The organism is Pseudomonas sp. R45(2017) (assembly GCF_002112305.1).
GTDB lineage: Bacteria > Pseudomonadota > Gammaproteobacteria > Pseudomonadales > Pseudomonadaceae > Aquipseudomonas > Aquipseudomonas paraglycinae.
On sequence record NZ_NEHH01000007.1, the window covers coordinates 210,683 to 231,802 of the forward strand.

Sequence of the window (21,120 nt, forward strand, 5' to 3'; positions counted from 1 at the left end):
CTCCCCGGCAAAGGGCACCGCCGATAAGAAGCTTGTGCAGGCAAATCTGCCGTGCGGCTGGCTTGAGGGCTCAAGAAGGCCTAGAATTCCCGCATTGTTTATTCCCCCAAGGTAGCCCTTTAATGTCCTTCGCCGAGCAACTAACCCGCCTGCAAGTCTTCCTCGACGCCGACGAGCTGCATGAAGAGGCGCTGGACTACGTGGCCGCTCACGGTTACCTGACGGCGCTGTCGATCTGCGCCGACGTGGTGCCGGATCGTGAGTGGATCGACGCCCTGTTCGCCGAAGAGCCGCATTACAGCAGCGAAGCCCAGCGCGAAGAGATCGAAGCCACGCTGATCGGCCTGAAAGCCCACATCGCCCGCCAACTGGCCTCCGATGAAGAATTCGAGCTGCCATGCGAGCTGGACCTGGGCGACGACCCGGACGATTCCGAACTGCGCGGTTGGTGCATCGGCTTCATGGAAGGCGTGTTCCTGCGCGAAGCGGCCTGGTTCGAAACCGCCGAAGAAGAAGTCAGCGAAATGCTCCTGCCGATCATGGTCGGTTCGGGCCTGTTCGACGAACAGCCTGAGTTCGAAGACATCGCCAAGGACGCCAACCTGATGGACGACATGATCGTGCAGATCCCGGAAGCCCTGACTGCGCTGTACCTGCTGTGCCAGGCGCCCGACGAAAAACCGGCGATCCTCAAGCCACGTCACCACTAAGATCCGGCCTATGGACAACCCCATAGGCAACCGCCCCCTGATGTTGCGCTACATCCTGCTGGCCATCGGCTGGCTCAGCGTGGCATTGGGGGTGATCGGGATTTTCCTGCCTGTTCTCCCCACTACTCCCTTCCTTTTGCTGGCAGCCGCCTGCTTCGCCCGCAGCTCTCCGCGTTTCTACCAATGGCTGGTCGAGCATCCCCGGCTCGGGCCATGGATCCGCGACTACCTCGATGGCAACGGCATACCGCTCAAGGGCAAGGTCTACGCGATCGGGCTGATGTGGGCGAGCATTCTGTTCTCGTGCTACCTGGTGCCTCTGCCATGGGCGCGCGGGTTCATGCTGACCAGTGCGGTGTTGGTGACGGTTTATATCTTGCGGCAGAAGACGTTGCGCAAGTTCTGAGGCGCCATACCCGACAACCGCTCGTCGAAAACCCTCATTCCCCTGTCAGATCTGACAGTAGGCAGTTAAACGTGTCAGCGCTCTAATCCTTCGGCAACGGTGCCGGCATTCAAACATTCGGGCACCCCCTCTTGCGAAGGTGCCCACTCATGAACAGTCCCGTCAATACGCCCGATCCTGATTCCCCCGTGCAGGAGGTTGTATTTCCACCTGATACCGGCGGCATACGTGTTAATGCAATAAATCCCCCCTTGGTCATCGGCCACAAGCTTCAGAATGATGGCGCACAAGGTATCAATATAAGCATGGTGAAAAGTGATTACAGAGGCCTGTTGGCTTACATGCTGCCCTATCTGAACATGGCCAGTGGCGACAGCGGTAAGTTTCATATTGGGAATGAAATTGTCACAACTATCGATGTCAAAGACGAGCATTTCGATGACAAAGGAAACGCGAAACCCATCGCGTTCTACATCCCGATTGATAATATGTATTCCAACTTCCCCCCTCTCGAACCCAAGAACGAAAAATGCTGGTTTCACATTTTCAGACTGAGTGGCAATGAAGAGGAGTCGCCCAAAGCCGATCTCTGTTTTCTGAACCCCGAACCGGGCGAACAGGACACGGACCACGCCGAACCACACAATCAGGGCCTGGGGCTGGTTGAATGTTCAGAAACAATAATCGACAAGACGGTGGTTGAAGAAGGGCTGACGCTGACCGCGCCCAAGTATTACAACTCAAACAAAGGTGACCTTGTGACCGTCACGCTCGGTCCCTTGCGCTGGGAGATTGTCATCACCACACCCGGTGGCACTACCGACATTGACGTAACCCCTGAAGAACTCGCAACCATCCCTGCGACCGACAAGCTACACGCACGCTGGATGGTGCGCGACCGGGTTCACAACTTCAGCGGGTGGTCGCGTGCGCTCAGCATTATCTTCAAGCCTTTAGAGAAACTGGTGCCGGCTCCAATCATTGAATTGGCCGATGAAAAAGACGTAGTCCATCACGATCAACTGAACGGTAGTTTCCTGACGATTCTTGTCACCGGGATATTTGCAATCGGTAACATCATCAATTTATCAATCAAGGGTTTTACAAAGACAGGCGAAGCCGTCAGCCATACCTATAGTCGGAAAGTCGAACGTGCCAGCAGGACCGAAGTTTTCGAGATGGAAAACTACCGAGTTAAGAACTTGATCGGTGGCAACTTCGGGGTCGGCTACGAATTGATAAAGGGGGGCGTCACCCAACATTCGAAGCCAGCCTTTGCCACTGTTTCTGGCGTCGCCCAGCCTTTGGGTGAACCGACCGCGACACCGCAGAAAGAAGACGTCATTCCCGTGGACGCTGCTTTGGTGAAAGTACGCTGTGCCGATTATTGGCCTCTTGTAGAAGGCGCAAGAGCCGAGCTCAGTTGGCAGACCGAGGATAAGGAAGGTGTCCCGACACTGTTTGTATTCCAGCAAAAGATCAAATATCCGACACGTGAGATCGTCTTTGACGTAGCGCCAAAATACTTTGCCCAGTTCCCCGACTCCAAACTGTTACTGCAATGCTCAATTACCAACCCGGGCAAGCCGACGGTTGTTTCCGATCTGAGTGAATTGAAAATTGGTCTTTACAAAGACGCCGCTCTCACGCCGCCAAAACTGTTGGAATCCCAGCCGCTGAATCCACTCGGAGCCGAGGCTACTGTGGAAGCCGAATTCCCCGGCGCAACGGCAGAACATCGGGCGAGACTGGTACAAACAGATGCACCAGCAAACTCGCCAGATCTCGGAATCAAGCCCTTCGACAAAGACAAACGTGCCACCTGGAAACTGGATCGTAACTTCCTGATCAGAAACCACGGCACGACATTCGAGATGCACTGGAACCTACGGTTCAAAGGGGAACGGGTCGCTTCATCGCAAACCACGGAAATCTCGGTGGCCCCCATCCCGAACTACAGCAAAGACTTTCCCACTCCGACGATCGACGGAGTACAAGGGATTGTAGAGGTGAAGAAACTGACGGCAGCCAACTTGCTGCGAGTGGCACCTTGGCCGGGACAGGCACCGGGACAAGCCAGGTTTCTAAGGTTTGAAGGCACCCATAAAAACGGCACGAAAGTGAGCTATCAAGCGCTCAACGGAGAGGTGACCGGAACCGAACAGGGCTCGATAACGGCATTGATACTCGCCTGGTTTCGTGATCTGAAAGACGAAACCGACCTGGACATTTTTTTCTCGGTCATTCTCGGTCTGGGTCAAAAGCCCCTGCTGTTTCCGATGCAAAGGTACAAGGTCGAATCGCTGGTCGAACTGCAACCGGTCATCACAGCAGTACAAGCCCCTCAAGGGGAAGTTCCTCAGAACACCGAAACGATATCCACGGCCCTGACCATTCACTGTCGTGGTAGCGTCAATGAGCAAATTGAAATCCTGGTCAACGGTTCACCGCAGAAAGTCGTCACTACCGATAGCGCTGGCAACGCTCCCGGTGCTTCAGTGACGGTGAGCAACTATGACGCCTACAACTCGATTGTTGCCCGAGCGAAATATGGCAACAACCTTTCCTCCCCGACACGCAACGTTATCCTTCGCCGACCTCTGCAAATCGATACGACGCGCCGACTTCTAGACGGATATCGGGTCTATACCGGTTGGCCGGAAACTGGTGCCAGATGGCCGCGTAACTGGCTACAACTAATCCCGCAATATGGTGTGGGCCAGCGTACCTTCAGTTCAAGCAATCCCTCTGTAGTTTCCGTTGACGCCAATGGCGTTGTAATCGGCCTTCGCTGCGGGGCTGCCTACCTTTATGTTCAGGACCAATTCACCACTCATGCGATCTATGTGGACTCAATCAATATTTACAGATTGGATATTTATGCTGCACCTATGACGCATTATGAAGCCGTGAACTGGATGAATAGTGTTCCAGGTTCGATTCCCTTGACACTTACCTGGCCCTCCATGTACGTGGTTTATGGGTATAACTGGCCACTGTCAGCAGGATGGGTTACGTGGATGTGCGATACCACGGCGTGCCCCGCAGGCACCGTCGGATATTATGTACATGGAGGTGGCGGACATGTATGTACCACTGACGTGAATGCTCGTTATTGGCCATGGTGTCTGAGACGGTATTGAGCGAGGAAAAGAGAAAAGGGAGTGCATGTTCCCGCCCCTACAAAGCCGTGTTTCCGGTAATCCGGGAGCGCGGGTTTTGTCGTTTCCACGCCTTCGAAAACCGCTGTTGAAGAGTGTTGAAGCTTATGTCCGCAAAGCCACACAACCTTGCGCCTTTGCCTACGCATCCGCCAGAATCCGCCGGCTTGTGCGCCTTGGGGGCGGGTTCTATTGTTTGGCGGTCGCTGAAAAGCAGCGATCGGGTTTAGCAGCCCGGATCTACTCTAGACGCACAATGCCGTTCGTTCGTGATCAGGTTCACGCCTGTCCGTTCACGTTATGGCGGCTTTGCGTGGGGCACTTCGGTGCGCCGGGTTCTAGAGTCCTGGTCTGCTAACCCGCGTACGGCCGCCACCTCCTTCGTTTAGCAGCGAAGCGTGGCGCCTCCACTACTCTAGAGGCTTTATCCATGATCAAACCCACGCCAAACCCGCCGGAAGTCGATTCGACTTCGCCCTACGAAACCCTCGATTCCAAGAAATTCCACGAAGCCGCCGAGCGCGCCCTCGATCACTATCTCAATCCCCTCCTCTCCCGAAAACCGCTACTCAAACCCAATACCCGCTACCTCATCGCCCCCGGCATCGACAGCGAAGAGCTGCTGGCCGACGCCTGCGAAACCCTGACTTCGGCTAAGGTCATGGCCAATGACTTTGCCGGGTTGGTGGATGGGTCGCATCGGCATGTGTTGTTGGGGATTGCGCAGTTGATCATGCTGGGTGAGCTGGCGGTGAATCGGGTACTGGATAATCTGGAGTTGAAGGCTGAGGCGCCCGCTGTAGCTTGACCGCCGCCTGATCGTTCCCGCGCTCTGCGTGGGAATGCAGCCCGGGACGCTCCGCGTCCCAAAGAGCGGACGCAGAGCGTCCATTGAGGCATTCCCACGCGGAGCGTGGGAACGATCAATCCAAGACAAAACCCGCCGTCCCGATTACTCGGGGCGGCGGGTTTTGTCGTTTCAGCTCCGGCTTACACCGTATCCACCTTCAACGAATGATCATTCAACATCCCGTTGATGATCGTCGCCGTGTCATGCCCACTGGCAATCAAACCACCCGCCCCCGGCGTCACACCGTAGTGGCTGGCCAGGTTGACGCCGGCCAGGTCGATGGTCTGGTTCGGCGTGGCGCCGGCCATGGCGCTGACGTCGATGCTGGTCATGACCGAGGCACCGCTGCCGGTGACGGTGAAGTGCAGGTAGTCATCCAGTGAGGCCGACGTGCCGTTTTCACCTTGCAGCAGTTGCGACAGGTCGAGCTTGTCGGTGCCGGGGGTGAAGTCGGTGACAAGGTCGTGACCGCTGTTGCCCTTGAGCCACTGAAAGGTGTCGGCACCCGGCCCGCCGGTCAGGGTGTTGTTGCCCATTCCGCCGATCAGCAGGTCATCACCCCCGCCGCCGTTGAGGATGTCGTTGCCCAGGCCGCCGTTGATCACGTTGTTATTGTTGTCGCCGGTGAGCGTGTCGTTGAAGTTCGAACCGACGAGGTTTTCGATGCCGGTCAGGGTATCGGTGCCCGCGCCGACGGTGTTTTGCGCACCGAGCAGGCCGAGGTTGACCGTCACCCCGGCGGTGGCGTGGGCATAGCTGGCGGTGTCGATGCCGGTTCCGCCGTCGAGCAGGTCGTTGCCCGGGCCGCTGTAGAGCAAGTCGTTGCCGGCACCACCGTGCAGTTCGTTGTTGCCGGAGCCTGCGGTCAACACATCGTTGCCGTCGCCGGCGTTGATGATGTTGTCGCCGGTGCCGGCCACCAGCACGTCATCGCCCGAGGTGCCGGTGAGGGTGTGGCCGTCCTGATAGCTGATGGTCACGTTCGCCGTGTCGCTGCCGCCGTGGTTGTCGTTGGCAGTGTAGGTGCCGTGATAGTCCGGGGTGATGTCGTGGGCCCCGGCGTAGTTGAGGGTCATGGTCAGCTGGTAGTTTTCCGCCGCGTTGGCGTTGCTGCCCGTGGTGTTGGTGATGTTGGTGATGTGGATCTGGTAGACCCCATCGGACGTCGCGGTCAGGGTCTGGCCATCCGCGAGGGCGATCCAGGCGCCGCCGTTGATCGAGTACTCCATGGTGATGTGACCGGCCGCCAGGTTGTGGTCCAGGTTGAGGGTTTCGCCCTGGCGCAGGTTGACGGTGATGCGGTCTTCATCGTTGGCGTTTGTGTTGGTCACCGCGCCGAGGTAGCCGCTGACCACCAGCACGGCGGTCATGGTCGCAGCGTTGGCGCTGAACGAGTTACGCACGTTGGCCAAGTTCTGGTTGGCGGCGGTGTTGGCGTTGGTGCCGGTGAAGCTGATCGCGCCGGTGCCGGTGAAGTCTGCCGATTTGGAGATCCAGCCGGTGTTGAACGAGGTTGGCGTGGCGTTGAGCGTATCGCCATTCGGGTCGGTATCGTTGGCCAGCAGCAGTTCGCCCGGCACCACGATGTTGCCCGACAGCACGTTGGTGATGATGTGGTCGTCCGCCGCCACCGGAGGCGCGTTGGGGATCACTTTCACGGTCAGCGTCGAGCTGGCGAGATCGCCGTCGTTGTCGCTGAGGGTGAAGCCGATGTTCTCGGTGATCACTACGGCGGTGGTTTTCTGCGAGGTGTAGCTGTAGTCGCCGGTGTCGAGGTTGACCACCAGGGTGCCGCTGTTGTTGGTGGCAATGCTCAGGGTGTTGTTCACCGTGTTGAACGTGCCGTGGTTGGCGCCGCCGCTGGCGACCAGTGAACCCTGACCGCCGTTGGCTTTCGGGTCATAGGTGTAGGTGGTGCCGTCGACCACGATGGATTTGATGAACCCGCCATCGGCGCCGAACGTGCCGCCCTCGCCGATCAACGAACCGGTGACCGGCGCTCCTTCGACGGTGCCGGACAGCACCGAGTTGAGCTGGTTGAGGTCGGTGACCACCACCGCGTTGGTGTTGGTGTGCGTGATGCCGTCGTACGCCAGCGGATCGAGGTTGGCGTTGCTCACGCCGCTGCCCAGGCCGATCGCGTAGTTCTTGATGTTGTTGGCATCGAGGAACGCCTTGAGCGTCGCTTCGTCGGCGGTGCCGATGTCACCCTCGTTGGGTTTGCCGTCGGAGAAGAAGTAGCCGACGTTTTGCGCCCCGGTGAGTTTGCCCGAGGTGTTGAACGCGTTGTACATGGTCGCCACGGCCGCATCGTAGTTGGTACCGCCGCCCGCGCTGAGGCCGGCCAGAATCGTCTTGGCCGTGGCGACATCGACCCACACCGAAGTGCGGTCGGTGGCGTTGCTGCTGAAGGTGACGAGCTGCACTTTCACATCGCCCAGATCGTCGTACTTGTCGAGCAAGGCGCTGATCGCCTGCTTCGCCAGTTCCAACCGCGACAGACCCGGTACGCCAGAAGCGTCGGCCATGCTGCCGGAGATATCGAGGACGATGAGGATGTTGGAGTCGATCTCCACCGCCGCCACCGAACGCTCCGACGCTACCGCTTTTGGCACGTCGTCGACGATGTTGACCACGATGGTGCTGGTGGTGCTGTTGCCCAGCGCATCGGTGGCTTTGTAGGTGAAGCTTTCGCTCAGGGTGTTCGGCCCGTCGTTGGCGTTCGGCGTGGTTTTCGGCGCCGAGGTCAGGGTGTAGGTGTAGGTGCCGTCGGCGTTGAGCTGGATCTGCCCGTAAGTCCCGGTGGCGCTGCCGACCAGGGTATAGGTGATCGCCCCGCTGCCGCCGCTGACCGAACCGACCAGCGTGCCGGTCGCGGTTTCGCCGGTGCTGCCCGGGTCGCTGCCGGTGACTGTGCCGGGGGCCAGGTCTTGTCCGTCCTTGGTCAGGTCGAGGGCTTTTTCGTAGACGGTCACGTCCTGATCGGTCGAGGCCACGAGTTTGCTGTCAGCGACGTTGACGGTGATGGTGGTGGTGCTTTCGTCGCCGTCACTGTCGCGGATGGTGTAAGTGAAGGTGTCGGTAGCGCCCGGCGGGCTCACCGAGTTCGGGTTGCTGTGATAGACCGCGTTGCCGGCCGCATCGAGAGTCAGGTAACCGTAGTTACCGTTGATGTTGCTGTTGAGGCCGCCGATGGCCGAGGTCGCGGTATTGCCGCCGGCGCGCACGCCGACCACGATCGCCGCGCCATCCGCGCCACTGACGTCATTGCCCAGCACGCTGATGTTGACCGTGCCGCCCTCCGCCACCGAGCCGGTGTCGGCCTTGGCGGTCGGCAGGTCATCGATGATGTTGACGTTGATCTGCCCGGTCGCAGTGCTGCCATCGGTGTCCGTCGCCACCACGTTGAAGTTCTCGGTGATGCTGTTGGCGCCGTTGGCATTCGGGTGGGTTTCGTTATCCACCAGGGTGTAGCTGTAACTGACCACGCCGGTTGCCGGGTTGTAACCGGTGATGGTCAGCGTGCTGCCCAGCGGGGTGACGGTCGACTGCGGGAAGCCGGCCGCGACGCCGTTGGTCATCACGGCGATGCCGCCCACGGTCAGGGTTTGCAGACCGTCGAGCGCGGTGACGGTGAAGGTGCCGCTCTGGGTCAGTGCCGGGGTATCGGGGCTGGTGCCGTCGCTGAGGTTTTTCTCATAGACAGTCAGCTCGCCGCCATACACGTCGAGGCCGTTGAGGACCACCGGATCGTCGTTGTTGTGGATGTTCAGCACCAGGTTGGCGGTGCTGGTGTCGCCGTCGGCATCGGTCAGGGTGTAGGTGAAGGTCTCGGTGCCGTTGCCACCGCCGTGCAGGTTTTTGAAGTCTGCATCGTTGGTGTTCAGCGTGTAGGTGTACGTGCCGTTGGCGTTCAGCACCAGGGTGCCGTAAGTGCCGGTGAAGGTGCCGGGAGTGATCGGGCCGGCATTCGGCCCGGTCGCCACCACGTCGGCGCCTTGCACGTCGTTGGTCAGCACGTTGCCGTTGAGGGTCAACTGGGTTTCCGACGCGGTGCCGGCGTTGCTGTCGTTGATCGCCTTCGGCACGTCATCGACGATGCTGACCACGAGGGTGCTGGTGACGACGTTGCCCAGCGAATCGGTGGCCTGGTAGGTGAAGGTTTCGGTCAGGGTGTTGGCGCCGTCGTCGGCGTGCGGGGTGGTACTGGCCGGTGAGGTCAGGGTGTAGGTGTACGTGCCGTTGGGGTTGAGCACGATCTGCCCGTAGTTGCCGGTGGCACTGCCGACCAGCGCGTAGCTGATCGCACCGACCGCGCCGGTGACCGAGCCGACCAGCGTGCCGGACGCGGTTTCCCCGGTGCTGGTCGGATCGCTGCCGGTGACCGTGCCAGGAGCCAGATCCTGGCCGTCCTTGGTCAGATCGAGGGCTTTTTCGTAGACGGTGACATCGGTGTCGCTGACCGCGCACAGTTTGCTGTTGTAGACGTCGATGGTGATGGTGGTGGTGCTTTCATCGCCGTCGGAATCGCGCACGGTGTACACGAACACATCCACCGCACCCGGGCCACTCACGGCATTCGGGTTGCTGTGATAGACCGCGTTGCCGTTGGCGTCGAGGGTCAGGTAGCCGTAGGTGCCGTTGATGTTGCTGTTGAGGCCGCCGATGGCCGAGGTCGAGGTGTCGGAACCGGCGCGCACGCCCACTACCGCGCCACTAGCAGCCGGGCCGTCGGCGCCGCCGATATCGTTGTCCAGCACGTTGCCGCTGACGGTGCCGCCCTCCTGCACCGACGTCGCGTCGGGTTTGGCGGTCGGCAGGTCGTCGATGATGTTGACGTTGATCTGCCCGGTGGCGGAGCTGCCATCGGTGTCGGTCGCCACCACGTTGAAGTTCTCGGTGATGCTGTTGGCGCCGTTGGCGGTCGGATGGGTTTCGTTATCCACCAGGGTGTAGCTGTAACTGACAACGCCAGTGGCCGGATCGTATCCGGTGATGGTCAGCGTGCTGCCCAGCGGGGTGACCGCCGATTGCGGGAAGCCTGCCGCGACACCGTTGGTGATCACGGCGATGCCGCCCACGGTCAGGGTTTGCAGACCGTCGAGGGCAGTGACGGTGAAGGTGCCGCTCTGGGTCAGTGCCGGGGTGTTGGGGCTGGTGCCGTCGCTGAGGTTTTTCTCGTAGACGGTGAGTTCGCCACCGTTGACGTCGAGGCCGTTGAGGTACACCTGATCGTCGTTGTTGTGGATGTTCAGCACGAGGTTCGCGGTGCTGGTATCGCCGTCGGCATCGGTGATGGTGTAGGTGAAGGTTTCAGTGCCGTTGCCGCCGCCGTGCAGGTTTTTGAAGTCTGCATCGTTGGTGTTGAGGGTGTAGGTGTACGTGCCGTTGGCGTTCAATGCCAGGGTGCCGTAAGTCCCGGTGAAGGTGCCTGCGGTGATCGGGCCGGCGTTGGGGCCGGTCGGTACGCGGTCGGCGCCTTGCACGTCGTTGGTCAGGACGTTGCCACTCAAGGTGAGGTTGGATTCCGAGGCGGTGCCGGCGTTGCTGTCGTCCACGCCTTTTGGCAGGTCGTCGACGATGTTTACGTCCAGCGTCGCGTTGGCGGTGGTGCCGTTGTCGTCGACTACGGTCACGGCGAATTGCTCGTTGAGCACGTTGGCACCATTGGCAGTCGGGTGCGCTTCGTTGTCGACCAGGGTGTAGCTGTAGCTGACGACGCCGGTTGCAGCGTTGAAGCCGGTAATGGTCAGCGTGCTGCCCAGTGGCGTAGTCACCGATTGCGGGAAGCCTGCTGCCACGCCGTTGGTGACCACGGCAATGCCGCCGATGGTCAGCGTGGTAACGCCGTCCAGCGCGGTGATGGTGAAGGTGCCGCTCTGGGTCAGTGCTCCAGAATCCGGGGCGCTACCGTCGCCGAGGTTTTTCTCGTAAACGGTGAGTTCACCACCCTCGACGTTCAACCCGTTGATGACCACAGGATCGTCGTTGTTGTGGATCTGCAACACGAGGTTCGCGGTGCTGGTGTCGCCGTCGGCATCGATCAGGGTGTAAGTGAAAGTCTCGGTGCCATTGCCACCGCCATGCAGATTCTTGAAGTCCGCATCACTGGTATTCAGCGTGTAGGTGTACGTGCCGTTGGCATTCAGCACCAGCGTGCCGTAAGTCCCGGTGAAAGTGCCTGCGGTGATCGGGCCGGCGTTTTCGCCGACAGGTACGCGGTCGGCGCCTTGTACGTCGTTGGTCAGGACGTTGCCGCTCAGCGTGAGGTTGGTTTCCGAAGCTGTGCCCACATTGCTGTCGTCCACGCCTTTTGGCAGGTCGTCGACGATGTTCACGTCCAGTGTCGCGTTGGCGGTGGTGCCGTTGTCGTCGACTACGGTCACGGCGAATTGCTCGTTGAGCACGTTGGCGCCGTTGGCAGTTGGGTGCGCTTCGTTGTCGACCAGGGTGTAGCTGTAGCTGACGACGCCGGTTGCAGCGTTGAAGCCGGTGATGGTCAGCGTACTGCCCAGTGGCGTGGTTACCGATTGCGGGAAGCCTGCGGCCACGCCATTGGTGACCACGGCGATGCCGCCGATGGTCAGCGTGGTAACGCCGTCCAGCGCGGTGATGGTGAAGGTGCCGCTTTGGGTCAGGGCTCCCGAGTCCGGGGCGCTACCGTCGCCGAGGTTTTTCTCGTAGACGGTGAGCTCACCGCCCTCGACGTTCAACCCGTTGATGATCACAGGGTCGTCGTTGTTATGAATCTGCAGCACGAGGTTCGCGGTGCTGGTATCGCCGTCGGCATCGGTGATGGTGTAGGTGAAGGTTTCAGTGCCGTTGCCGCCGCCGTGCAGGTTTTTGAAGTCTGCATCGTTGGTGTTGAGGGTGTAGGTGTACGTGCCGTTGGCGTTCAATGCCAGGGTGCCGTAAGTCCCGGTGAAGGTGCCTGCGGTGATCGGGCCGGCGTTGGGGCCGGTCGGTACGCGGTCGGCGCCTTGCACGTCGTTGGTCAGGACGTTGCCACTCAAGGTGAGGTTGGATTCCGAGGCGGTGCCGGCGTTGCTGTCGTCCACGCCTTTTGGCAGGTCGTCGACGATGTTTACGTCCAGCGTCGCGTTGGCGGTGGTGCCGTTGTCGTCGACTACGGTCACGGCGAATTGCTCGTTGAGCACGTTGGCACCGTTGGCGTTCGGATGCGCTTCGTTGTCGACCAGGGTGTAGCTGTAGCTGACAACGCCAGTCGCCGCGTTGAAACCAGTGATGGTCAGCATGCTGCCCAGTGGCGTGGTCACCGATTGCGGGAAGCCTGCGGCCACGCCATTGGTGACCACGGCGATGCCGCCGATGGTCAGCGTGGTGACGCCATCCAGCGCGGTAATGGTGAAAGTACCGCTTTGGGTCAGGGCTCCCGAGTCCTGGGCGCTGCCGTCACCGAGGTTTTTCTCGTAAACGGTGAGCTCACCGCCCTCGACGTTCAACCCGTTGATGACCACCGGGTCGTCGTTGTTATGAATCTGCAGAACGAGGTTGGCGGTGCTGGTGTCGCCGTCGGCATCGGTCAGGGTGTAAGTGAAAGTCTCGGTGCCATTGCCACCGCCATGCAGATTCTTGAAGTCCGCATCACTGGTATTCAGCGTGTAGGTGTAGGTGCCGTTGGCATTCAGCACCAAGGTGCCGTAAGTCCCGACGAATGTACCGGGGGTGATCGGGCCGGCATTTGCGCCGACGGGTACGCGGTCAGCGCCTTGCACGTCGTTGGTCAGCACGTTGCCGGTCAGCGTCAGTTGAGTCTCCGTCGCCGTACCGTTGTTGTCATCGAACGCTTTCGGCACGTCGTCGGTGATGTTGACGTCCAGCGTGCCGGTGGCGGTGTCGCCATTGCTGTCGCCGGCGATCACGGTGAATTGTTCGCTGAGGTTATTGGCACCGTCGCCCGCCGCGTGGGTTTCGTTGCCGTTGAGGGTGTAGCTGTAGCTGACCGTACCGGTGGCCGGGTTGTAGCCGGTGATGGTCAGGGTATTGCCCAGTTGTGTGGTGATCGATTGCGGGAAACCGATCGGCACGCCGCCGACAATCACGTTGATGCCGCCGATGCTCAGGCTGCTCAGGCCGTCCGGTGCCGACACCGTGAAGCTGCCGGTCTGGGTCAGCGCGCCAGGGTTGGCGGCGGAACCGTCGGGCAGATTGGCTTCGTTGAGATTCAATTCACCACCGGCAACAGACAGCCCGGTGAGTGTTACCGGATTGTTGACTGGCGGTGGTGGTGGAGCGATCGGCGCGGTGTCGTCACCGTTGTCGATCACCGCGTTGTGGCGTTCTTCGGGAAACTCGGGAATGCCATTGAAACCGGCGGTGGGGAAACCGATGACCGGATCGACCCGGCCCGCCACTTCAGTCAACAACACGAAACTGTGGCCGCCACCCAGTGCGCCCGGCGCACCACCGGTGGCGCCAGGACCAGCCGCCGTCGCTTCGGCGGTTTGGGTCGGGTCATCGCCGGCGGCAATGGCTTTCTGGATCTGTTCGACGTCGGTCAGTTGCGACTCGCTCGGGGTCACCGCTTCCGGTGCATTGACGTGAGCCGCCTGATCGGCGAGCAACTGGCCAGTCATGGTCAGGCTGCTGTCGCGGCCGAGGGTCAGTTCCTGGCCGTTTTGCAGATGAACGGCAACCGCCCCCTCCGCCCCGGTGATCAATTGATCCCCTGCAAACAGCCGATCGCCTTCGACCAGTGCGCGACGAGTGCCGTCCGCCGACTGAGCGAAAACCTGACCAATGACTTTAGTGACGATCCCGATGAGCGTTGCCATGTGCATTCCTCCGCTGCCGACCACCGTCGGCGCTGGTTCGCGAAGCAGCCCATGGCTCAAGCGGGTTGTCGGGGCGACGCTCGCACCTCGACAGTTCGTTTCGCAGGTTGTGCAAATCCAGAAACGCCAGCGCCATCAGGCACTTGGAATCTCTGTTCGATGCAGCACGCCCACTAGCGCTACGTAACGGTGGTGAATCACCCGAGTGACAAAAAACTGTCGCTCATCAGCCGCTACGCGTCCCTCCCCTTTAGCAGTACTTCGCCGTATGTCGCAAAGTGAGTGGAACTTTCCTCAAGCCTTTCTGCACTCCCTAAAGCGCATAAAACAAAGGCTTTCGAGTGGAACAATGTGCTGGATTTGGCGAACCGCATAAGTTTTTTTTGGCATAACCCTTATGAAAATTTTTTCTTAGCTACGCTTCAGGATGTTCTTAGCTCTGTTGTTACAGGCATGAAACGCTTTTTACTAAAAATATCGTCAATAAATTGGCGACAGCGAAACACCATCAGGACTCAGGGAGATGCACCCATGCGCGTACTAACCCCCCTCTGCAGCGCGGTTTTGCTGGCCATGGCTTGCACTTCTCAAGCCCAGGCCATGAACCTCACCGAAGCGATCCAGAGCACCATCGCCACCCACCCGGAACTGGCCTCGCGCGTGGACGCGCGCCTGTCAGCTGATGAACAGGTGAAGGTCGCCAAGGGCGGCTTCTATCCGTCGGTGGATCTGAACGCTGCTTACGGGCGCGGCTACAGCGACAACACCAACACCCGGGCCTTCGGTAACCACCACACCGAAATCCTCAACTACACCCAGTCCGAGCTGCGGCTGCGGCAGATGCTGTTCGACGGTTTCAACACCGCCAACGAAGTCGAACGCACCAAGGGCGTTTCCAACTCGCGCGCCTATTACGCGCAAGGCACCGCCCAGGATTTGGCCCTGCGCACCATCGAGGTCTACCTCGAAGTGCTCAAGCGCCGTGAACTGGTGACCCTGGCCAAGAACAACCTGCAGGCGCACTTGCGCGTCAACGATCAGATCGGCCTGCGCACCGAGCGTGGCGTGGGCAGCACCGCCGACTCCGATCAATCGGTCGCCCGTAAGGCGCTGGCGCAGAACAACCTCGACACCGCCGAAGTCGATCTGGCGGATGCCGAATCGAACTTCTACAGCGTGGTCGGGCGTATGCCCGATGAGCTGGAAACCCCGGCCTCTACCCGCGGCGAATTGCCCGCCACCTTGCCTGAAGCCCAGCAGAGCATGGTCGAGAACAACCCGTACCTGAAATCTGCCCAGGCCGACGTGCAATCGGCCGAGAGTCAGTACGAAGTCGCCAAGTCGCCGTTCTACCCACGCTTCGATGCCGAAGCCGCCGTCGGCGCCAACAACAACGTGCAGGGTGACGAAGGCCACGACAACGAATGGCGGGTCGGCGTAGTGATGAACTACAACCTGTTCCGTGGCGGCAGCGACAAGGCGCGACTGGCCTCCGACGCGCACCAGATCAACCAGGCGATGGACATCCGCAACAACGCCCTGCGTCAGCTTAACGAGAACATTCACCTGGCGTGGAACGCCATGCTCAACGCCAAGAAACAGACCCCGACCGCCCGCGAATACGCTGAAACCACCAAGCGTGTACGCGCCGCGTATCAGGATCAGTTCGGCCTCGGCCAGCGCACCCTGCTCGATGTGCTCGACAGTGAAAACGAGCTGTACAACGCCAACCGTCGCTACACCGAAATCCGCTACACCGAGGAATACTCGATGTACCGCGTGCTGGCGAACATGGGCCAGTTGCTGAGCAAGCAGCGCGTGGTGCTGCCGGCCGATGCGATTGCCGCGACCGAGGTGAAGAACGAAGCGCGCTTGCCCGAGCTGAAATAACCACTCTGCCGGAGCTGCCGAAAGCTGTGATCTGATCGTTCCCACGCTCCGCGTGGGAATGCAGCCCGTGACGCTCCGCGTCACTGGACGCGGAGCGTCCCTAGAGGCATTCCCACGCAGAGCGTGGGAACGATCAACTGAAGTAATGCCAGGGGAGCGATCAATATGACCAGCATGCAACCCGGTAACACCGGGATCGATCCGCGGCTGAGCTTCGATGACCCGTTGCTCGACGGTCTGTTGATCCTCTGCAAACTCCATGGCGCGACGGTCAGTCGCGCCAGCCTGAGCGCCGGGCTGCCCCTGGACAAACAACGCCTGAGCCTGGACCTGCTGCCCCGCGCCGCCGCCCGGGCCGGGTTGCAGGCGCGCTTGTTGCGTCGGGAACTCAAGGACATTTCACCGCTGAACCTGCCGGTGCTGTTGCTGTTGGGCAACGGGCGTACCGCGGTGCTGCGGCGGTTTGCCGAAGACGGCAAGGCGCTGATCCTGCCCAGCGAAGCCGACGGCGGCGAGCAATGGGTCAGCCGTGAAGAACTCACCGAACACTACAGTGGCCAGGCCTTGTTCGCCCGGCCACGGCATGAACTGGAAGACCTGCGCTCGCCATTGGTGCCACGGGTGCAGGCGTGGTTTCGCGACACCCTGAAACTGTCGAAATGGCTGTACAGCGACGCGATCCTCGCCAGTTTCCTGATCAACCTGCTGGGCCTGATGGTGCCGCTGTTTGTCATGCAGACCTACGACCGCGTGGTGCCGAACCAGGCCACGTCGACCCTGTGGGTGCTGGCCATCGGGCTGTTGATCGGCACCGGTTTCGAACTGGTGCTGCGGGTGGTACGTGCGCATCTGCTGGACACCGCCGGCAAGAAGACCGACGTGATCCTTTCCGCGACTTTATTCGAGCGCATCACCGGCATGTCGATGAAGGCCCGGCCGGCGACCATCGGCGGATTCGCCCAGAGCATTCACGACTTTCAGGGCCTGCGCGAATTTCTCACCGCCGTGACCCTGACCAGCTTGATCGACCTGCCTTTCGTGGTGTTGATGCTGGTGGTGATCGGCCTGCTCGGTGGCTGGCTGGTGGTGATTCCGCTGCTGGCGTTTCCAATCACGATCGTCTTCGCGATGATCATTCAGGCCCGTCTGCGCGACACCGTGCAGAAAAGCCTGAGCCTCGGCGCCGAGCGTCAGGCGTTGCTGATCGAAACCCTCGGCGGCCTGGAAACCCTCAAGGCGTGCAGCGCCGAAAGCGAGCGCCAGCACAAATGGGAAAGTACCCACGGCGCCCTCACCCGCCTCGACAGCCACGCGCGCAACCTCTCGGCGCTGGCCACCAATGGCACGCTGTTCATCCAGCAGTTTTCAGGGATGGCAACGATTGTGGCCGGGGTCTACAGCATCATCGCCGGCAACCTCAGCGTCGGCGCACTGGTGGCCACTTACATGCTCGGCAGCCGCGTGCTCGCGCCGCTGGGCCAGATCGCCGGGCTGATCACCCGCTACCAGCAAGCGCAACTGACCATGAAAAGCACCGACGCGCTGATGTCCCTGCCTCAGGAGCGCGACGGCAAACAACGGCCACTGGAGCGCACGCAACTGCAAGGCGCGCTGGACGCCAACGCGGTGACCTTCCACTACAACGGCCAGAACGCGCCGGCCCTGAATAACGTCAGCTTCAGCGTCAAACCCGGCGAGCGGATCGGTATCATCGGCCGCAGCGGCTCCGGCAAAAGCACCCTGGCGCGGCTGGTGATGGGCTTCTACGAACCGGAAGAAGGCCAGTTGCTGCTCGACGGCCTCGACCTGCGGCAACTGGATGTCGCCGACCTGCGCCAGCAGATCGGTTACGTCGCCCATGACTTGCCGCTGCTGGCCGGCAGCCTGCGTGACAACCTGACCCTCGGCGCCCGCTATATCAGCGATTCGCGGATGCTTGAAGTGGCCGAACTGACCGGCGTCACCGAGCTTGCACGGCAGCATCCGCAAGGCTTCGACCGGCCGGTGGGCGAGCGCGGGCAACTGCTTTCCGGTGGCCAGCGCCAGGCGGTGCTGCTGGCGCGGGCGCTGTTGCTCGATCCGCCGATCATGCTGCTCGACGAACCCACCAGTGCCATGGACAACAGCAGCGAAGACGTCCTGCGCCAGAAGCTGCACGGCTGGGTGCAGGGCAAAACCTTGTTGCTGGTCACCCACCGCACCTCGATGCTGAGCCTGGTGGACCGGTTGCTGGTGCTGGACAACGGCCGGATCGTCGCCGACGGTCCGAAAGAAGCGGTCATCGATGCACTGCGCAAGGGCCGGGTCGGCTCGGCAGCGGTCTAGGAGTTGCCCCATGTCTGCTTCTTCCTCTTCAAAACCCCGCGGTTATTTCGACAGCTTCGGTAAAAGCGCCGAAGCCGAATTCATGCCGGAAACCGCCGGCGCCTCGTTGCAGGATTCGCCACGCTGGTCGCGCATCACCGTGTGGCTGGCGGCGGCGCTGCTGATCAGTGCGCTGGTCTGGGCCAAGTTCGCGGTGCTCCAGGAAGTGACCATGGGCGAAGGCAAGGCGATTCCGTCGAGCAAGGTCCAGGTGATCCAGAACCTCGAGGGCGGGATCGTCACCGAGATCTTCGTCCGTGAAGGGCAAATGGTCAGCAAGGGCGACACCTTGCTGCGGCTGGATGACACGCGGTTTCTGTCGAACAAGGGTGAGAGCGAGGCCGACCGTTATGCCCTGACCGCGCAGGTCGAACGCTTGTCCGCCGAAGCCGAAGGCCGGCCGTTCAAGCTCTCGGACGAGGTGATCGCTAAGGCCCCGCAAGTCGCCGAGGACGAGCGCTCGCTGTACGAACAACGGCAACGCCGGCTGGCCAGCGAGCAACGGACCCTCAGCGAACAGCTGCGGCAGAAGGCACAGGAGCTGGCGGAATTTCGGTCGAAACAGGGGCAATACAGTTCGAGCCTGACGCTGCTGCAACAGGAAATGAACATGTCGGAACCGCTGGTGAAAACCGGCGCGGTTTCGCCCGTGGAGATTCTCCGCCTGCGTCGTAGCGCAGTGGAAATTCGCGGTTCGTTGAATGCCACGACGCTCGCCATTCCCCGGGCCGAATCGGCGATCAACGAGATCAAGAGCAAGATCGACGAATCGGAACAGACCTTCCGCTCCGAAGCGGCCAAGGAGCTCAACGAGAAACGCACGGACCTGTCGAAAATCACCGCGTCGAGCATCGCCATCGACGACCGCGTCAGCCGCACCACCGTGACTTCGCCGGTACGCGGGGTTATCAAGCAGATGAAGGTCAACACCATCGGCGGCGTGGTGCAGCCGGGCAGCGACATGGTGGAAATCGTGCCGCTGGAAGACAACCTGTTGATCGAAGCCAAGGTCCGGCCGCAGGACGTGGCGTTTCTGCATCCGGGCCAGAAAGCCATGGTCAAGTTCAGCGCCTACGACTACACGATCTACGGCGGGCTCAGCGCCAAACTTGAGCTGATCGGCGCCGATACCATCACCGACGACAAAGGCAACAGCTTCTACCTGATCCAGGTGCGTACCGACAAAAATCATCTGGGCGGGGATGTGAAACCGCTGCTGATCATTCCGGGGATGGTGGCGACGGTGGACATCATCACCGGAGAAAAAAGCGTGCTGGATTACCTGCTCAAACCGGTGCTCAAAGCGCGGACCGAGGCGATGCGCGAACGCTAGTGATTGATCGCTCTCACGTTGATCGTTCCCACGCTCTGCGTAGGAACGATCAGGCGATCAGTACCCGTCCGATCAGCCTCCGTGATTCTTCTGGAAAGTCGCCTCCCCCATCGCCGCAATCTGCCCCTCGATCAACGCCTCGAACGGCTTGAGCAACGGCTCGAAAGAGACCGGCGCTTCCAGCGTCTGCAACGCCTGAACAATCGCTTCGATCGTCGACAACGCCCCCGGCCCCGGTGCCTTGCGCAGCCGATACCGCGACACCCCACCCTCCGCCAAAGTCACCCGTGGCAACGCCGCCAGCAGCGGATTGAGGTGCAGCATCTTGCGCGCCTTGCGCCACGTGCCATCCGGCACCACCAGCAACAGCGGTTCATCGGACGCGGCGTAAGCCTGCATCGGTTGCGCATCGTCCGCCGGGAACAACAACCGCGCCCGATACCCCGGCCGGTTCAACAGCGCGGGCAAATCCTCGAACACTTCACCGACAATCAGCTCGGCATTGTTCAAACCGAGCGCCGCCAGCCGAGCCGTGTTGAGCGCGTGATTGACCTCGCTCGGGTGCTGCAACAGCAACACCCGGGTGCGGCTGTCGAGGCTGGGGATCAGCGGGCAAAGGCAATGGGTTTGTGGGCGCAGGCAGCGCGGGCATTGGGGTCTGGACATTGTCTTATGCCTGATTGAGCTGCGCTTTGAGCAGATCGCGGAAAGTCTGGATCAGCGGCTCGCGGCTGCGGCCCCGGCGCATGATCATGGAAAACGGTGCCTGATAACCGAAGGTCGCCGGCAGCAGCACCCGCAGGTCACCTTTGTCGGCCCAGGCCTGGGCGTAGTGCTCCGGCAGATAACCGATGTAGGCGCCGGACAGCACCAGAATCAGCTGCGCCTCCATACTTTCCACGGTCGCGGCGCTGTGTTTGAAACCGTGGCGCGCCAGTTCGGCCTGGCTCCAGTAACCGCGTCCGACCATGCGTTGCTGGGTGATGACCCGCTCGGGAATCCGCCGTTCGTTGAACAGCGGGTGACGGTTGCTGCAGTACAACCAGTGCTGCTCGCGGTACAGCGGCATGTACACCAGACCGCTCATGCGCGTTGAGAATGCGCCGATGGCCAGATCGAGGCGGTTGTCCTGCACGCCGAGTTGCAGTTCGTAAGGGCTCATCACCGACAGATGCAAATGCACCGCCGGGTGTTCCTGGCTGTAGGCGCCGATGGCTTCGGCGAACGGCAGGGCCTTGTCGCTGACCGTCGAGTCGATCACCCCGAGGTTGAGCGTGCCGCGCAATTCGCCCTTGAGCGCTGCTGCGTATTGCTCGAAACCTTCGAGTTCGGCCAGCAGACGCAGGGTTTCCTGGTGGAACAGTTCGCCCTTGCTGGTCAGGCTGAAACCACCGCGCCCGCGATGGCACAGCACCAGACCGAGCGCGGCTTCGAGCTGACTCATGTAGGTGCTGATCGCCGAGGTCGACAGGTTGAGTTCCTGCTGCGCGTTGGCAAACCCCTGATGGCGCACGACGCTGACGAAGATGCGCAACAGTTTCAGGTCGGGTAAAGCGTTGGCCATGTCTACTCCAAGGATCGTTCCCACGCTCTGCGTGGGAATGCCGCCCG

10 protein-coding genes are annotated in these 21,120 nt (G+C 60.9%); 7 read left to right on the plus strand and 3 right to left on the minus strand.

Features of this window, described 5'->3' with window-relative positions; genetic code table 11:
* The first annotated feature begins 122 nt into the window (after window positions 1–122).
* From CAF74_RS17795 to CAF74_RS17810, 4 genes are all read left to right on the plus strand, one after another.
* Window positions 123–710, plus strand: a complete 588-nt coding sequence (locus CAF74_RS17795) for a YecA family protein (protein WP_007958400.1) — start codon at window positions 123–125, stop codon at window positions 708–710.
* Window positions 711–720: 10 nt separating this feature from the next.
* Window positions 721–1,116 (plus strand): YbaN family protein, encoded by a 396-nt coding sequence (locus tag CAF74_RS17800; protein WP_085747160.1) that lies wholly within the window; start codon window positions 721–723, stop codon window positions 1,114–1,116.
* Window positions 1,117–1,265: 149 nt separating this feature from the next.
* The gene (locus tag CAF74_RS17805; RefSeq protein ID WP_085747161.1) at window positions 1,266–4,259 is read left to right on the plus strand and encodes a hypothetical protein; all 2,994 of its coding nucleotides are present in this window, start codon (window positions 1,266–1,268) and stop codon (window positions 4,257–4,259) included.
* A 448-nt stretch (window positions 4,260–4,707) separates the two neighbouring features.
* Window positions 4,708–5,085 (plus strand): DUF6124 family protein, encoded by a 378-nt coding sequence (locus CAF74_RS17810; RefSeq protein WP_085747162.1) that lies wholly within the window; start codon window positions 4,708–4,710, stop codon window positions 5,083–5,085.
* Between the two features lie 182 nt (window positions 5,086–5,267).
* Here CAF74_RS17810 and CAF74_RS17815 read toward each other — a convergent pair whose 3' ends face one another.
* On the minus strand, window positions 5,268–13,922 hold the full coding sequence (locus CAF74_RS17815; protein WP_085747163.1) for a retention module-containing protein: 8,655 nt from the start codon (window positions 13,920–13,922) through the stop codon (window positions 5,268–5,270).
* 531 nt (window positions 13,923–14,453) lie between these two features.
* Here CAF74_RS17815 and CAF74_RS17820 point away from each other — a divergent pair.
* The 3 genes from CAF74_RS17820 (at window position 14,454) to CAF74_RS17830 (ending at window position 19,509) form a co-directional block, all read left to right on the plus strand.
* On the plus strand, window positions 14,454–15,812 hold the full coding sequence (locus tag CAF74_RS17820) for a TolC family outer membrane protein (RefSeq protein WP_064383226.1): 1,359 nt from the start codon (window positions 14,454–14,456) through the stop codon (window positions 15,810–15,812).
* A gap of 165 nt (window positions 15,813–15,977) precedes the next feature.
* Window positions 15,978–18,137 (plus strand): type I secretion system permease/ATPase, encoded by a 2,160-nt coding sequence (locus CAF74_RS17825; protein WP_085747164.1) that lies wholly within the window; start codon window positions 15,978–15,980, stop codon window positions 18,135–18,137.
* Window positions 18,138–18,147: 10 nt separating this feature from the next.
* Window positions 18,148–19,509, plus strand: a complete 1,362-nt coding sequence (locus CAF74_RS17830; protein ID WP_085747165.1) for an HlyD family type I secretion periplasmic adaptor subunit — start codon at window positions 18,148–18,150, stop codon at window positions 19,507–19,509.
* A 72-nt stretch (window positions 19,510–19,581) separates the two neighbouring features.
* Here the strand turns inward: CAF74_RS17830 and CAF74_RS17835 are convergent, their stop codons facing one another.
* Together CAF74_RS17835 and CAF74_RS17840 are read right to left on the minus strand one after the other, a co-directional pair.
* Window positions 19,582–20,175 (minus strand): tRNA-uridine aminocarboxypropyltransferase, encoded by a 594-nt coding sequence (locus tag CAF74_RS17835; protein WP_085747166.1) that lies wholly within the window; start codon window positions 20,173–20,175, stop codon window positions 19,582–19,584.
* Between the two features lie 4 nt (window positions 20,176–20,179).
* The gene (locus CAF74_RS17840; protein WP_085747167.1) at window positions 20,180–21,073 is read right to left on the minus strand and encodes a LysR family transcriptional regulator; all 894 of its coding nucleotides are present in this window, start codon (window positions 21,071–21,073) and stop codon (window positions 20,180–20,182) included.
* Window positions 21,074–21,120 lie beyond the last annotated feature (47 nt).

Excerpts from the sequence above, each read along its gene's own strand:
- CAF74_RS17800 (WP_085747160.1), top strand. The coding sequence starts at position 721 with ATGGACAACCCCATAGGCAACCGCCCCCTGATGTTGCGCTACATCCTG.
- CAF74_RS17805 (WP_085747161.1), top strand. The coding sequence starts at position 1,266 with ATGAACAGTCCCGTCAATACGCCCGATCCTGATTCCCCCGTGCAGGAG.
- CAF74_RS17835 (WP_085747166.1), bottom strand. The coding sequence starts at position 20,175 with ATGTCCAGACCCCAATGCCCGCGCTGCCTGCGCCCACAAACCCATTGC.
- CAF74_RS17795 (WP_007958400.1), top strand. The coding sequence starts at position 123 with ATGTCCTTCGCCGAGCAACTAACCCGCCTGCAAGTCTTCCTCGACGCC.
- CAF74_RS17830 (WP_085747165.1), top strand. The coding sequence starts at position 18,148 with ATGTCTGCTTCTTCCTCTTCAAAACCCCGCGGTTATTTCGACAGCTTC.
- CAF74_RS17820 (WP_064383226.1), top strand. The coding sequence starts at position 14,454 with ATGCGCGTACTAACCCCCCTCTGCAGCGCGGTTTTGCTGGCCATGGCT.
- CAF74_RS17840 (WP_085747167.1), bottom strand. The coding sequence starts at position 21,073 with ATGGCCAACGCTTTACCCGACCTGAAACTGTTGCGCATCTTCGTCAGC.
- CAF74_RS17815 (WP_085747163.1), bottom strand. The coding sequence starts at position 13,922 with ATGGCAACGCTCATCGGGATCGTCACTAAAGTCATTGGTCAGGTTTTC.
- CAF74_RS17810 (WP_085747162.1), top strand. The coding sequence starts at position 4,708 with ATGATCAAACCCACGCCAAACCCGCCGGAAGTCGATTCGACTTCGCCC.
- CAF74_RS17825 (WP_085747164.1), top strand. The coding sequence starts at position 15,978 with ATGACCAGCATGCAACCCGGTAACACCGGGATCGATCCGCGGCTGAGC.